Here is a 13996-nt window from a genome sequence, read left to right on the forward strand (position 1 = left end):
TTTCTTCATTTCGTCTCCGCTTCCTTCCTATTAACAAATAAGAAGAAAAACGAATTGACGACAGGCTATTTTGTTTAGTTTTCAAGGTTCGATGTATTTATATGGTGGGCCTGAGTGGACTTGAACCACCGACCTCACGCTTATCAGGCGTGCGCTCTAACCGAACTGAGCTACAGGCCCATATATGGAGCGGGTGATGGGAATCGAACCCACAACATCAGCTTGGAAGGCTGAGGTTTTACCATTAAACTACACCCGCAAGATCTATTATCTATAAATGGTGCGCCCGAGAGGAGTCGAACCCCTAGCCTCTTGATCCGTAGTCAAACGCTCTGTCCAATTGAGCTACGGGCGCTTATTGCGACAACCACTATAATATCAAATATAATAAGTGATTGCAAGGATAAAATTAAGTTTGTTAAATGGTGCGGCCGAGAGGATTTGAACCTCCACGGGGAAAACCCCACTAGGCCCTCAACCTAGCGCGTCTGCCGTTCCGCCACGGCCGCAAGTGATAGGCTTAGAAAGTTCAATAGATCCTCTTAGAATGACCTTACCCTTATTCTATAAAATCAATCTATTGATTAAAAGACATAAAAAAAGACTTAATTTCATTTATTGAATTGTAAAAAATATTGGCTGGGCCAGTAGGATTCGAACCTACGCATGACGGCACCAAAAGCCGTTGCCTTACCGCTTGGCCATGGCCCAACGTAATATAAAATGGCGGTCCGGACGGGACTCGAACCCGCGACCTCCTGCGTGACAGGCAGGCATTCTAACCAACTGAACTACCGGACCAAGTGACCCGTACGGGATTCGAACCCGTGTTACTGCCGTGAAAGGGCAGTGTCTTAACCACTTGACCAACGGGCCATTTTAATGGCGGAGAAGGAGGGATTTGAACCCTCGCGCCGCTTACGCGACCTGCACCCTTAGCAGGGGTGTCCCTTCAGCCACTTGGGTACTTCTCCATGGCTCCAGCGGCAGGATTCGAACCTGCGACCAATCGGTTAACAGCCGATTGCTCTACCTCTGAGCTACGCTGGAATATTTTCAAAGTGTGAATTGGCTCAATGCAGAAATTATTATAAATTGTTTCGCCATTCATGTAAAGTGTTTTTTTACATTTTATTTCGTTTTCAATGTTGCTATTTCATGGTGTAAAACGCTGACGTTTTTCAGCGACATTTAGTATCATATAACATCTTTATTTTCCTGTCAATTAGTTAAAAAGAAAATAGTATATTTTCGAGTGAACTTTTTGCTCCGTATTTTTGACAGCTTTCATAATGTATCATTTAACTAAAATGATTGTCAATCACCTGAAACCAATTGTTTAATACGGCCTCCACACTTACCACAACGATATTGTTGTGTGTTAACTCGTCTCTTTCGTTCAAAGATTAAATCGCAATCTGTACATTTATATTGTAGTCGCTGCTTACTCACTTCTGATGGAAGCTGTTCACAAAACCGCGGGGAATCTGTTTGTTTCATTAGCTCACGGAATTCGTGACTACGATGATGAAATGGTTTGCCTTCAATATGTAGGTGATAATGGCAAAGCTCGTGTTTAATAATACCAATCAATGCATCTTCCCCTAGCTCACCTAAGTATTTGGGGTTAATTTCGATGGTACGAGTCTTAGGAACATAACGTCCACCTGTCGTTCGGAGTCTGCTGTTAAAGATAATGTGATCTTTGAATGGTTTTTGAAAATAGCGATTAGATAAATCAACTGTGAGTTTGTGCAATCTATGTTCGTCCAAGGAAAATCACTCTTTTCTAGAATTATCATCTTTATATAACCTACATATAATAGAATAAAACGATTGTAGGTGATGTTTATGCCTAATTGGTTACAGCTACAATTACAACGCGCTTTCGCCAATAAAAATAAACGGCAAATAGTGACACTCAATCAATGTTGGTACTATTATAAACTTGATATAGAATAAACCTGCGAACATCCCCGTGCTCGCAGGTCCATTCAAATTAACTTGTCATCGGAATCATCGTTAGGGCAATGCGCTGTCGTTTCTCATCGACTTCTTCAATCCATACAGTGACGATATCACCAACTGCTACCACATCTAACGGATTACGGACAAACTGATTAGACAGTTTTGATACGTGAACTAATCCATCTTGTTTCACGCCAATATCCACAAATGCACCGAAATCCACAACATTCCGTACTGTTCCTTGTAACTCCATCCCCTGTTCTAAGTCTTCCATGGATAAAACATTCGTTTTCAGTAAAGGTTTGGGCAGTTCATCACGCGGGTCACGATTTGGTTTTTTCAAATCTTCTACAATATCTTGTAATGTTAAACGACCAACATCTAAACCTTCACCTAATTGCTCTAATGATTTTTCGCCTAATGTTTGGCGAATCTCTTCTGTTCCAATGGCTTCTACCGTCATATCATTATTAGCTAATAATTGTTTTGTCACATCATAACTTTCAGGGTGAATGGATGTGCGGTCAAGTGGTTGATTGCCGTCCAAAATTCTTAAGAAACCAATCGCTTGCTCATATGTTTTATCACCTAGACGCGGTACTTTCTTGATCTGTTTGCGATCTGAAAACCGTCCATTTTCTTCACGATAAGCGACGATATTATTGGCAACTGTTTTATTTAAGCCTGAAATATATTGTAGTAATGAAGATGACGCTGTATTTACGTTAACACCCACTTGGTTTACTGCTGTTTCAACAACAAATTGTAGGGAGTTCGCCAGCTTCTTCTGACTAACATCGTGTTGATACTGACCTACACCGATTGATTTCGGATCAATTTTAACAAGCTCACTTAATGGATCTTGCACGCGTCTTGCAATCGAAACCGCTGAACGTTCTTCAACTTGTAAGTCAGGAAACTCTTCCCGGGCTAATTTTGACGCTGAATACACACTCGCGCCCGCTTCATTTACGATTAAATAAGCGACATCTAGATTATGCTTTTGAATCACATCAGCAATGAACTGTTCCGTCTCACGTGAAGCTGTCCCATTCCCAATCGCAATTAATTCGATCGGATATTTATTTAAAAACTGCAACACTTTCTTCTCGGCACCTTCTACATCTTTCTTAGGCGCTGTAGGATACATGACATCTACTTCTTGCATTTGTCCTGTATCTTCGACGACTGACAACTTACAACCTGTACGAAAAGCCGGATCAACGCCTAGAATTGTTTTACCTTTTAATGGTGGCTGCAAGAGTAAGTTGCGTAAGTTCTTCGCAAAAATATCAATAGCATGCTCTTCAGCATCGTCCGTTAAAGACGTACGGATATCACGCTCGATCGATGGTTGGATTAAACGTTTATAACTATCTTGAATCGCTTCGTCAATGAGTTGTGCCTCTTCTGTATCTTGATTACGAATAACCGCTCGTTTAAGATAATCCAACACTTTATCCGCAGGTGGCTCAATTGATACTTTTAGGACTTTTTCTTTTTCGCCACGATTTACTGCCAACACGCGGTGAGGCACGATTTTACGAATAGGCTCTTCATATTCGTAGTACATCTGATAAATCTCTTGTTCGTCTTCGGCGTTCTTCTTCAACTCAGTTTGAAGTAACCCATGATGGTATGTAAATGCACGAATATCATCACGGAATGCCGGTTCATCCGAAATCCACTCAGCTATAATGTCATTAACACCTTGAATGACAGCATCCACATCAGGCAACTCATTTTCCTCAGAAAGAAAACTCTCTGCCTCCTGGCGTACATTCATACCTTGTTGTGCCCATACTTTTAATGCCAGTGGCTCAAGACCTTTTTCCTTGGCAATCGTCGCGCGAGTCCGTCGTTTTTGCTTATAAGGGCGGTATAAATCTTCCACTCGCTGCAGTTTTGTTGCTTTCATAATGTCTTGTTTTAATTCATCAGTTAGCTTTCCTTGTTCGTTTATTAAACGAATGACTTCTTCTTTTCTTTCGTGTAATTGTTCTTGGTAATCGTAAGTTTCTTGAATCGCTTGGATTTCTGTTTCATCTAATCCTTTAGTTTGTTCTTTACGGTAACGGGCGATAAACGGGACCGTATTGCCGTCTGATAATAATTGAACAACGGTTTGAACAATCGATTGATCTAGTTTTACTTGTTTTGAAACAACATCGATTAGTTGTGTTTTAACTTCTGTCACGTTCGTCTTCCTCCTCAAATCATAATCCTTTTAAAGTATAACAAAAATCAACGCACATCACATATAGGCCTATAATACAAGGTTTTGTCAAAGTCCGTTGTTGTTATTGTGAATCGCTTTCGGTGGACGCTTTCCACGGGCACGGCTCGAGCCAGGCAACTACATCGAGTAAGCTTCCTTGGAACTTGCACCGAGAAAGCATGCTTCGAAGCTTTGCTAGAAGACGCAGGTGCATCCCTCGGCAACTAAAGGATCTTCGGCTAAATACCGGACGTCCTGTCCGAACGCCGAAGTGACCCACATCCTGTGGGCCTCTGGGGGTCTCGAGACACGTGCTGTTCCCGTAGGAGTCGCCACCTACGCTCATCACAATACAACAACTAAGCATTTACCTTAATATTTCTAATCAACGTTAAGATTTAACAGAGACTAATACAAAAAAAGAGGCAGCACTCTGCTACCTCTTTTTAGCCAAGATACTTCATGGCTATTAATGTTGTATCATCTTCCATATACTCATCTTGTTGTAAGTTAAACCATTCCACTGTTAAATCCATTGAATTCTGATTGTAGAATTCCTTTGTTAATTGTTGTTCGTTAACACCATCTGAAAACATAAAGAATAAGGCACCTGGTTCAAGTGGTTTGGTATGAACATGAACTGGTGCATCCACACCTGATAGATAACCAGGAACTGGGATATTCCGTTGTTTTTTACCTTCAGCATTCACCATAAAAACACTGATATTCCCGACTAAAGCATAAGAAAAAGTGTTTTCATGGTAATTGATTTTCAACAACCCTAAAACACAACCACGTAATTCTTGGCCGAATAAAACATGATTTGCTTTTTCTATAATCTGTTCTAAAGGCTCATCATGATGGTGTTTAATGACTTCAATGACAGCATCTGCTGATTTCTTTGCAATCTCACCACTGCCTAACCCATCTGACAGGGCACAGAAAAAACCATCTTCTGTTTCGTGATAAAAAAAAGAGTCACCTGAGTGATAGTTACCTTTCTTCGGTTTTTGAAAAGTCGCAACCTCCATACGGTCTCGCTTTTCAATCAAAATAAAACCTCCAAGTCTTCTTCACTCATTGACTCTCTTAATTTCCTTAAGGCACGTCTTTGCAGGCGTGATACGTGCATTTGCGATAAGCCTAATCGTTCACCAGTTTCTTTTTGGCTTAAATTCTCAAAGTACGTACATTCAAGGATTTCACGTTCACGATCACTCAATAATGGTAACATCTTTTCTATAAGCAATTTATGGTCGATTTGTTCATAACCTTCATCTTGTTGCCCTACAAGATCCAATATCGTCACTGTACTACCATCCGCATCAGCTTCAATTTGTCTATCAGTTGATAGTGCATTGTAGCTTTTGCTCATTTCCATAGTTTCTAGCACTTCTTCTTCACTAGCATTTAAATAATCCGCAATCTCGCGTACAGATGGCGACTCTTGGTGATCAGTCGTCAACTCTTCAACGGCTGCTTTAATTTTCGGGCCCAATTCTTTAATACGTCTAGGCACATGTACACTCCATGTCTTGTCCCGAATAAACCGCTTGATTTCACCTATAATTGTGGGAACAGCAAATGATTCAAACGATTTACCATAAGAGCCATCATATCGTCTGATTGCAGCCATTAAACCTAGCATCCCGACTTGTACTAAGTCTTCATGGATTTCACTGTTCTTAGAGTACTTTTTTGCTAGAGAATGCACCAAATTCTCATATTGGTATATGATCCGTTCTTGAATTTCCTCGTCTTCTGGATGGTTATGCAAGTACGTGATGAGTTCGTAAATATCTTCCTCATTATTGTGTTGTTGAGATTTGGTCGTCATTCTGCCCCACCTCATTTTCATACAAGAACTTCGTCATGATGACAATAACACCATGATTATTGTTAATTTCGACTTTATCCATTAGGGCATCAATTAAGAAAAGACCGAAACCTCCTTCTCGCATTTCTTCTACTGAAGTTTCTCCATCATTATATGGACCAATTTGTTCGCGGATTTCTTTCAAATCAAAACTGCCACCACGATCAGCAATCATGATTTCAATACGATCATCATACATACCAAACCCAATCGTCACTTCACCTGTGTCTTCATCATAATAGGCATGGTTTACTGCATTCGTGATCGCTTCGGATGTCGCTACTTTCAAATCCTCAATTTCTTCATAAGAAAAACCCATACGGTTAGCGAGGCCAGAGATTGTAAGCCTTAAAACACCAACGAATTCTGATTTAGCCGGCAGTTTCATCTCAACAAAATCGAAAGCTTGCTTCATGTTATTTCACCCTCAACTGTATTTTCAATATTGATCACTTCATTTAAACCAGTAATATTGAATAATCGATAGACATTCTCTTGTAAATTCACTAACTTAAATTCATGACCTTTTTCTTTCGATAATTTCAGCGCACTAATAAAGACGCCTAATCCTGTACTGTCCATGTAACTTACTTTAAGTAAATCAACTTCAACTTTTTGTTTTTCCTCTACTAAACTTAGTAACTTTTCTTTCAGTTGTGGAGCAGTATAAGCATCGATTTCACCTGATAGTTTTAATACACCCACATCTTGTTCAAGATGATCATCGATATGTAAATTCATCATTAATCCCCCATTCTTAATCTCTTTAAGCATTCATACCCGTTTCAGTTATTACTCAAACATACTAATCTTTTCTTTTTATGACAAGTAACGTGAAGTCATCACGTAGTTGAAAATCTTGTAGACGTTCAAAATATTTAAACACACCTTCTACAATGCCTTGAGCATCTAGGTGTGCGAACTGATTTATAATATCTAGAACTTCTTCTTGTTCAATAAAACGTCCATCCACTCTGCATTCAGTCACGCCGTCTGTCAGCAAAATAATTAAATCGCCTGATCGGACGTCAACTTGGCGTTCTTCATATGAAACTTCACCACTCACGCCTAACAGAAGACCCTTTGCATCAATTTCCTCGAATTCACCTGTATCATACCTTAGTATGTAGCATGGTTCATGACCTGCCGAAGAATAATAAAATTGATGGTCAGTTGTATCGTAAAATCCATAAAACATCGTCACGAACATGCCTTCTTCTACGTTACGACCGACCACTCGATTCAAGGAATCTAATACACGTTGTGGATTGATTTCGTTCTCTGAAAAACTTTCCATCGCAAACTTAATCATCGACATGCAAAAAGCAGCTGGAACGCCTTTTCCGATTACATCTGCAATGGCGATCCCGATATTTCCATCTTCATCTTTAATAAAATGATGATAATCTCCGTTCATTTCTTTTGCTGGTACTGATTTCACCCCAATGTCAACTTTTTCATCAGATGGTACAGTAGTTTTCAACAATGTTTCTTGCATATTAGCCGCTACACCAATTTCCGAACGTAATTCGATTTGTTTCTCTCTAAGAACTTGATGTTCTTGGTAAGCTAAGCCATAAGCAATCATTGTTTCAATCAAAAACTGGAATGAATCACGCACACGTTCGCCCATATTAGGCATGACTTCTTCCAAAGCTTCATAATGTACATTTACGATTTCGTCTGGAGATATATTTTGTTGAATCGATTGTTTACTGAATTGTTCAGCTTGATATAAAATGGCTTCATCACGCGTTTGTAAATATTGCGATAATAACTCTTTATAGTTCTGCATATCAGATTCGATTGAGCTCAAAACGTACCCCTCCTACCGAGCCCACTTAATCGCGGTCACCTTGGTTCCATTTTCATCAGATTCTAGATCAAAATGGTCCATCAAACGCTTAACGCCAGGTAAACCAGCGCCTAAGCCGCCCGATGTTGAGTAACCGTCTCTCATAACGGCACTTAAATCTTTAATACCAGGGCCTTGATCTTGTGCTATAATCTTTAAACCAACTTTAGGGATGTCACGCACTTCTTCAAATGTAATTTCACCTTCTTCAGTGTACAAATAAATGTTACGTGCTAATTCTGAGATAGCCGTCGCAATTCGAGCTTGATCAACCGAACCAAAACCTAGGTCTTGCGACACTTGTCTGCCTGCTTGTCTTGCACCGACAATATCCCATTCTTGCTTAATAACAACAGAGGATAGAGTTCCCTTCATCACTTCTCCTCCAATTCTTGTCTTAACTTAATAATACCCTGCTCCAGATCGAGTGCAGTCGGTACCTCCTTTAAATATATGCCTAGTTCAATTAATGTCATCGACACCGCTGGTTGGACACCAGTAAATACGACTTTAGCACCCATCAAATCAGCCATGGAAACGACATCCCCAAATACTTTTGCGATAAATGAATCTACGACTTCGACTGATGTTAAGTCGATTACTACACCTGACGCACCAGTATCATGTATTTTACCTAGTAAGTCTTCTTGGAATTTCATAGCTGTTTGGTCATCTAATTCAATTTGAATGGAAACTAATAAATAATTATGGAGTTTTAGAATAGGTACACGCAACTCAATTACTCCTTCCCGACTGAATCTAATATTTCTTCAATATCTTCTGATCTAGAATCCTTTGAGACGATTTGTTGCTCTGTCATTTGAAGAGCTGTCTCGAATCCTTTCTTAAGTGAGCTTTTCGTTGGGAATTGACTTAAATCAATACCTAGATTCACAATAGTCTGCGCAATTTCTGGACGAATGCCAACTAAAATACAGGTTGCTCCGAGCAATCTTACCGCTTCAGCTGCTTGAATAATATGGTGCGCGACCATCGTATCGACTACAGGAACTCCCGTAATATCAATTAATACAACGTCTGTGCGATTTTTTACGACACCATTTAATAAATTTTCCATGATTAGTTTCGCGCGGTCAGTATCAATCGTACCTACTAATGGCATAACCGTAATCTCGTCCATTACAGGAATAAGTGGCGCTGATAATTCTTCTAACGCTAATTTCTGCATCGATAGAATATTGTTCCAATTAGTCGAATATTGATTCATTAATCGAATCTTCAGTGGATCAATCCAATTGTTCACACGTTCCATTACTTCAACAAATTCGTCCTTTTTATCAGTTTCTAATTGATCAAGTACGAACTTAGTACTTTCCGTACGAAACGCTTGAAGTCCTTCAGCAATGTAACCAAACGGCCAACCTAAATTAACAACCTTCTCAGCAAATTGATCTAAAGCTTCAAGTTGATTATTCTCTTCTTTCAAGCTCTGCATGACAACTTCAGCAAATTCTTTATTCATTTGCTCAACCATGTCACCAGAAATTGTTGATGTGTAATCTTGTAATGAGTCGTTCTCCAACTGACTAATCCAGCGATCAATTAACTGATCACTATTCTCTAATACAACTTCTTTTACGTTCATGTCGTTCCAATACCTCCATAAATAGACTATTATTATCAATTTACCATTAAATTATATCATTTTCTACATTTTTCAGAAAATTTAAGCCTTTTACGCACTTGTGCTTATTATATCTTTAATTTCAAGAAACATAAAGTCATGACAGCTAATTACATAAAATAGCCAATAATCATGTACCACCATACACATGAAAAACCACCTATTGCAAACAATAGGTGGTTCATATGATGAATTATAAATCCATAAGTCCAAGGCTAATTTGCAAGGCGTCATCGACTTGTCCCATCAAAAATTCGTCTAACGTTGTAATTTGATCAGTTAAACGCTGTTTGTCGATTGTTCGTATTTGTTCCAGCAAAATAACCGAATCTCGTTCAAATTCGTACTTTTCAGAGTCAATTTCGACGTGTGTCGGTAGTTTTGCTTTTTGTATTTGTGCTGTAATTGCTGCTACGATGACGGTTGGACTAAAACGATTTCCAATATTGTTTTGTATAATAAGAACCGGGCGAACACCGCCTTGTTCAGATCCTACTACGGGCGTCAAGTCTGCGTAGTAGACATCGCCTCGTTTAACGTACAAGTTATTTACACCCCACTCACTAAGCGCTCAAGAGTGGTTTCAGCCTCCTCTTCAGCTTGGAAAGCTTCAGATGCGATATCTAAGTTGATATTTTTCATTTCTACGTAACCACGGCGCATCTTTTCTTTGATTTGACGTTTCTTCTCTTCTTTGACGTAGCTGTGAACAGCCTGCAAAATGAGTTCTTGATGATTAGAGTGATCTTGCTCTGAGCCAACTAATTCATCGCACTCATTAAGTAAAGACATCGGCAGTTCGACAACCACCTCTTGTGAATTATCAGACATCCTTACACCCCCAACAATTTACGAACAGCAAATCTGTAAGTAGCATAACATTATTCGCTAAGTTTCGTAAAGCGAAATTACGAATAAAATGGGATTTTGACGCTATTTCATCTATTCACGTTATGATAAACTCTCGGAACACGCTGGTTAATCATACAAGGAATTTCATAGTTGATTGTATCTGAATGCCTTGCCACATCGTCTGTTGTGACAGCGTTCCCTTGTTGTTCACCAATAATAACTACTGGTGTGTCAACTGGAAAATGTTGATCAAGTTTCACCATAAATTGGTCCATGCAGACCCGGCCAACAATCGGATATTTATTGCCGTTTACTAGAACATGAAATCCTTGTAATTTACGAATCCAGCCATCACCATATCCCAATGGAACCGTACCAATCCATTCTTTCTCCCGAGCGGTATAAGTCGCTCCATAACTAATCGTTTCACCTGGTTCAATTTGTTTAACATGGATCAATCGGCTCTGTAGTGAAAATGCGGGTTTTAATGGAATCTTAGTTTCATCGCGTACTAGATCAGAAGGATACAAGCCATACATACCAATCCCAAACCGAACAGCGTCATACATTGATTCCGGAAAACGCATTGCTCCCGCTGAATTACCTAGATGAACTTCTATTTCATCAGTCAAGTAATCTTGGAATTCTGTGATATATTGCTGAAAGCGTGTCATTTGCGTTTCTAGCAAGAGTCGTTCGTCTTCATCAGCTGTTGCAAGATGAGAATAGACCCCTTTTAAAACTAAGGATGTTGATTTCATCGTTGTTAATAAAGCATACGCTTCATCAGCCGACTTTATACCTTGACGGTTCATACCTGTATCAATTTTAAGGTGAACGTGTAACGGTTCATCCAAGTATTGATCTGCTTTTAAAACCCATTCCGATTGAAAGATTGTCACCATTAAATTGTGTTCTGCCGCAACAGGTGCTTGTTCCGGACGAATCCTACCCAATATAAGAATCGGTACTTCTGGAAACTGTTTTCGTAAATGGACCGCTTCATCAAGCAAAGCAACCGCAAGTTGATCAGCCCCCGCTTCCAAAGCCGCTTGCGCTACTTCAACATCACCATGTCCATAAGCATTAGCCTTAACTACAGCGTATACTTTTTTAGGTGATGGATATCGGTTCTTCATTTGCTTCATATTAAACCGGATCGCGTCTAAATCAATATCAGCCCACGTATCACGGTAAAATGATTGCGTCATCTAGGACCCTTCTTTTTCTTGAATGTTTGTTATTGATATTATCTACCGCTAAATTGCAGGCTGTCAATCACGAACCTTCCTAAAATAAAAACCCGCCTTAAAGACGGGTTGATCTAATCACTCGCTTTACTTCACAACTTGTTGATCAACAGATTGAGCCACTTGAATCATTTCATCTACAGTTAATGAGTCACTCGCGATCACAAAGCGGTTTCCTTCATATTGCCATTCAAGTGAATGATTATTTAAATGACCAACAGCAAACCCTAAATCAACCATGTCACCACTTGCAGTAACAGGGACTTGCAGGCTTGTCGGATAGGATTCGAATTGTTCTTGAACGATAGTGAATGGTTTCTCGCCTTCATAAGACATCATGACGCGTTCACCATTTTCAAATTCAATAACTTCTTCCTTCGCTAATTCGACACCTTCTGGGACGAAATTAGGTTTGTAAACAGTCGCTTCTTGTTCCTCTAATTCTGTCATCGTCGGAACACTGACTGCTCCTTCAGATAAATTCTCATCTGTATCAAATTCACGATCTTCAATATCTGTATTGAATTCAAATGATTCGAAGTCAACTTCTACCATTGTTTCACCGTTTTGATCTTGTACACGAACTAAAGCGGGCTTGTACGAGTCCTTATGGAAATAGACTTCTTGATACGGTAATTGTTGATTACCTTTGTAATTCGTTTTGACCTTAAATACATAGTAGTTATCTGTCATTTGGAATTCTCGGTCACGATCATTCAAAACGTCATTCACAAGCGATGTGTACATATACGGCTGACTATGTTGATTAGGCCAATCGTTTTGAAATTTGTAGCTCTTGTTAATCGAAGGAGTTAATACAAAGACACCTTCATCATTTCTGAGAATCACTTGATTTCCTTTTTCATCTTCAGCATTGTTCATAACCACTTTGAAATAATCATCAGCCTTATGCATGACGTCCACTTCATATTGCTCTGGCTCATCTCCAGTCGACATCGTCATACTAGCTTTCCCTTTAAAGCTTGACATGTCAGCTACTTGGTCGTCTAATGCTTGTAAGACATCATCCACTGTCTCCTCACCACAGGCAGTCAATACCATTACGGCAACCACCGCAGTTACAAAGAGCATTAGTTTTCTTTTCATGCAAACAACTCCTCCGTCTCATTGTTTTATGGCTTGTATCATAGAAACAAGCAATCTATTCAGTTGCGGTGACAATGTGCACATCAGACCTTTTTGTTACCCGCAATACACTATATGAGACAAGGAGTTGGAATATGCAGACGAGCTATGAAGTCTCTTCAATAATTACTTGAGCTATGACATAGTGATCACTATGGGATAGCGAAACATGGACATGTTGACTATAAACGCCATTAATATAAATTATAGGCCGTCCAGTACCATTAGAAAGTAATTCTATCGATTGGAATGAAACATCTTTTCCTATGCCACACCCCGCTGCCTTACTATATGCTTCTTTCGCAGCAAATCGTCCAGCAATAAACTCTAATCTACGCTTTTCATTTGTATAATGTGATAACACGCTTCGTTCTCTTTCAGTTAATACGCGTTCGATCAGGCGAGGTTGTCGCCATAATAACGTTTGAATCCGTTTCGTTTCAGTCAAATCAACACCAATACCTTGGATCATGATTGTTCACCTGTCTTTCTTATTGCAAGATTGGCAAAAGATTAGTATTCTTAAAGGAAATAATGTGTTTAATAAAGCGAGGCTAACAAGGATGTTTTTCGTACGAACAGAGAGCTTTAAGCAATTTCTTAAATTTTACCCAGTGATATCAACCCTTGTAGCAATCCATATCATTGTCTTCATGATATCAAGTCTATCTATGCCTTTCCGAGAACTCATCGTTGGTTCGAACTTACCGATCTTACTTGACCAACAATACTGGCGGCTTGTCACGCCAATTTTCACACACTTTGAACCCATGCATCTATTATTTAACACGTTTAGTTTAATTATTTTCGGGCCTGCCTTAGAGGTCATGCTCGGTCGGATTAAATTCATTTTAGCATATCTTGCAGTTGGCATAATGGCTAATGTCGTGACACTATTTTTAGCAGAGATGACTTATGCTCATGTAGGTGCTTCAGGCGCTATTTTTGGCTTGTTCGGTATTTACTTATTTTTATTATTAATGCGCCCCGAATTAATTGATGCTAATAGTCGCCAAATCATTATTGTGATCATTATTGTTGGGGTTGTCTTAACATTTAGACCTGGCATTAATATTTACGCTCATATTTTTGGCTTAATCGGAGGTTTAGCACTCGGTCCGATTTTGTTCGCTCGTTATAAAGGGCATTTCCGCATTTAAGTTGAATCACAGATAAGGAGTGACAC

Annotated in this window: 17 protein-coding genes and 9 tRNA genes; 2 read left to right on the forward strand and 24 right to left on the reverse strand. The window is 39.4% G+C overall.

Annotation, left to right across the window (positions count from 1 at the left end):
- Positions 1 to 102: 102 nt before the first annotated feature.
- The 10 genes from FHR85_RS06390 to FHR85_RS06435 all read right to left on the reverse strand — a co-directional run bounded on the left by FHR85_RS06390 (position 103) and on the right by FHR85_RS06435 (position 1773).
- A tRNA-Ile gene (locus FHR85_RS06390) sits at positions 103 to 180 on the reverse strand.
- Between the two features lie 5 nt (positions 181 to 185).
- Positions 186 to 259 (reverse strand) — tRNA-Gly (locus tag FHR85_RS06395).
- Positions 260 to 278: 19 nt separating this feature from the next.
- Positions 279 to 355 (reverse strand) — tRNA-Arg (locus FHR85_RS06400).
- Positions 356 to 423: 68 nt separating this feature from the next.
- A tRNA-Leu gene (locus FHR85_RS06405) sits at positions 424 to 509 on the reverse strand.
- Positions 510 to 636: 127 nt separating this feature from the next.
- Positions 637 to 711 (reverse strand) — tRNA-Gln (locus FHR85_RS06410).
- A gap of 13 nt (positions 712 to 724) precedes the next feature.
- Positions 725 to 801: transfer RNA gene (locus FHR85_RS06415), tRNA-Asp, on the reverse strand.
- Positions 802 to 804: 3 nt separating this feature from the next.
- Positions 805 to 876 (reverse strand) — tRNA-Glu (locus FHR85_RS06420).
- Positions 877 to 883: 7 nt separating this feature from the next.
- Positions 884 to 974, reverse strand: a tRNA-Ser gene (locus FHR85_RS06425).
- A gap of 1 nt (position 975) precedes the next feature.
- A tRNA-Asn gene (locus tag FHR85_RS06430) sits at positions 976 to 1050 on the reverse strand.
- 267 nt (positions 1051 to 1317) lie between these two features.
- Positions 1318 to 1773 (reverse strand): SprT family protein, encoded by a 456-nt coding sequence (locus FHR85_RS06435; RefSeq protein ID WP_167262046.1) that lies wholly within the window; start codon positions 1771 to 1773, stop codon positions 1318 to 1320.
- A 78-nt stretch (positions 1774 to 1851) separates the two neighbouring features.
- Between FHR85_RS06435 and cmpA the strand changes: the two genes are divergently transcribed.
- Positions 1852 to 1962: a cortex morphogenetic protein CmpA gene (gene cmpA / locus FHR85_RS06440; protein ID WP_167262047.1), complete on the forward strand. Its 111-nt coding sequence runs from the start codon at positions 1852 to 1854 to the stop codon at positions 1960 to 1962.
- A 37-nt stretch (positions 1963 to 1999) separates the two neighbouring features.
- On the opposite strand, the gene FHR85_RS06445 is transcribed toward cmpA, so the two are convergent.
- The 14 genes from FHR85_RS06445 to acpS all read right to left on the reverse strand — a co-directional run bounded on the left by FHR85_RS06445 (position 2000) and on the right by acpS (position 13282).
- Positions 2000 to 4165 (reverse strand): helix-hairpin-helix domain-containing protein, encoded by a 2166-nt coding sequence (locus FHR85_RS06445; RefSeq protein ID WP_167262048.1) that lies wholly within the window; start codon positions 4163 to 4165, stop codon positions 2000 to 2002.
- 467 nt (positions 4166 to 4632) lie between these two features.
- Positions 4633 to 5238: a PP2C family serine/threonine-protein phosphatase gene (locus tag FHR85_RS06450; RefSeq protein WP_243864182.1), complete on the reverse strand. Its 606-nt coding sequence runs from the start codon at positions 5236 to 5238 to the stop codon at positions 4633 to 4635.
- Complete coding sequence (gene sigB, locus FHR85_RS06455; protein ID WP_167262049.1) at positions 5235 to 6023, reverse strand: RNA polymerase sigma factor SigB; 789 nt, start codon at positions 6021 to 6023, stop codon at positions 5235 to 5237. Before sigB ends, FHR85_RS06450 begins: the two co-directional genes overlap by 4 nt.
- Positions 5995 to 6477: an anti-sigma B factor RsbW gene (rsbW, locus tag FHR85_RS06460; protein ID WP_167262050.1), complete on the reverse strand. Its 483-nt coding sequence runs from the start codon at positions 6475 to 6477 to the stop codon at positions 5995 to 5997. Before rsbW ends, sigB begins: the two co-directional genes overlap by 29 nt.
- Positions 6474 to 6803, reverse strand: coding sequence for an STAS domain-containing protein (locus FHR85_RS06465; protein ID WP_167262051.1), 330 nt, complete (start codon positions 6801 to 6803; stop codon positions 6474 to 6476). Before FHR85_RS06465 ends, rsbW begins: the two co-directional genes overlap by 4 nt.
- 64 nt (positions 6804 to 6867) lie before the next feature.
- Positions 6868 to 7878: a PP2C family protein-serine/threonine phosphatase gene (locus FHR85_RS06470; protein ID WP_279588349.1), complete on the reverse strand. Its 1011-nt coding sequence runs from the start codon at positions 7876 to 7878 to the stop codon at positions 6868 to 6870.
- Between the two features lie 12 nt (positions 7879 to 7890).
- On the reverse strand, positions 7891 to 8292 hold the full coding sequence (locus tag FHR85_RS06475; RefSeq protein WP_167262052.1) for an anti-sigma regulatory factor: 402 nt from the start codon (positions 8290 to 8292) through the stop codon (positions 7891 to 7893).
- Positions 8292 to 8651, reverse strand: a complete 360-nt coding sequence (locus FHR85_RS06480) for an STAS domain-containing protein (RefSeq protein ID WP_167262053.1) — start codon at positions 8649 to 8651, stop codon at positions 8292 to 8294. The genes FHR85_RS06475 and FHR85_RS06480 overlap by 1 nt, the downstream gene beginning before the upstream one ends.
- Before the next feature lie 5 nt (positions 8652 to 8656).
- Positions 8657 to 9523, reverse strand: a complete 867-nt coding sequence (locus tag FHR85_RS06485; protein WP_167262054.1) for an STAS domain-containing protein — start codon at positions 9521 to 9523, stop codon at positions 8657 to 8659.
- Positions 9524 to 9755: 232 nt separating this feature from the next.
- Positions 9756 to 10106: a type II toxin-antitoxin system PemK/MazF family toxin gene (locus FHR85_RS06490; protein WP_167262055.1), complete on the reverse strand. Its 351-nt coding sequence runs from the start codon at positions 10104 to 10106 to the stop codon at positions 9756 to 9758.
- Between the two features lie 5 nt (positions 10107 to 10111).
- Positions 10112 to 10393, reverse strand: coding sequence for an antitoxin (locus FHR85_RS06495; protein WP_167262056.1), 282 nt, complete (start codon positions 10391 to 10393; stop codon positions 10112 to 10114).
- A 107-nt stretch (positions 10394 to 10500) separates the two neighbouring features.
- Complete coding sequence (gene alr, locus FHR85_RS06500) at positions 10501 to 11625, reverse strand: alanine racemase (protein ID WP_167262057.1); 1125 nt, start codon at positions 11623 to 11625, stop codon at positions 10501 to 10503.
- A gap of 126 nt (positions 11626 to 11751) precedes the next feature.
- Positions 11752 to 12771, reverse strand: a complete 1020-nt coding sequence (locus tag FHR85_RS06505) for a LolA family protein (RefSeq protein WP_167262058.1) — start codon at positions 12769 to 12771, stop codon at positions 11752 to 11754.
- A gap of 145 nt (positions 12772 to 12916) precedes the next feature.
- The gene (acpS, locus tag FHR85_RS06510) at positions 12917 to 13282 is read right to left on the reverse strand and encodes a holo-ACP synthase (RefSeq protein ID WP_167262059.1); all 366 of its coding nucleotides are present in this window, start codon (positions 13280 to 13282) and stop codon (positions 12917 to 12919) included.
- Positions 13283 to 13373: 91 nt separating this feature from the next.
- Here acpS and FHR85_RS06515 point away from each other — a divergent pair, with 91 nt between their 5' ends.
- Positions 13374 to 13970 carry a rhomboid family intramembrane serine protease gene (locus FHR85_RS06515; protein ID WP_167262060.1) on the forward strand — a complete coding sequence of 199 codons (597 nt, stop codon included), beginning with the start codon at positions 13374 to 13376 and terminating at the stop codon, positions 13968 to 13970.
- Positions 13971 to 13996: the final 26 nt, after the last annotated feature.

The sequence above is a fragment of the Alkalibacillus almallahensis genome (assembly GCF_011761495.1).
In the GTDB taxonomy this organism is placed as follows: Bacteria; Bacillota; Bacilli; order Bacillales; family Alkalibacillaceae; genus Alkalibacillus; species Alkalibacillus almallahensis.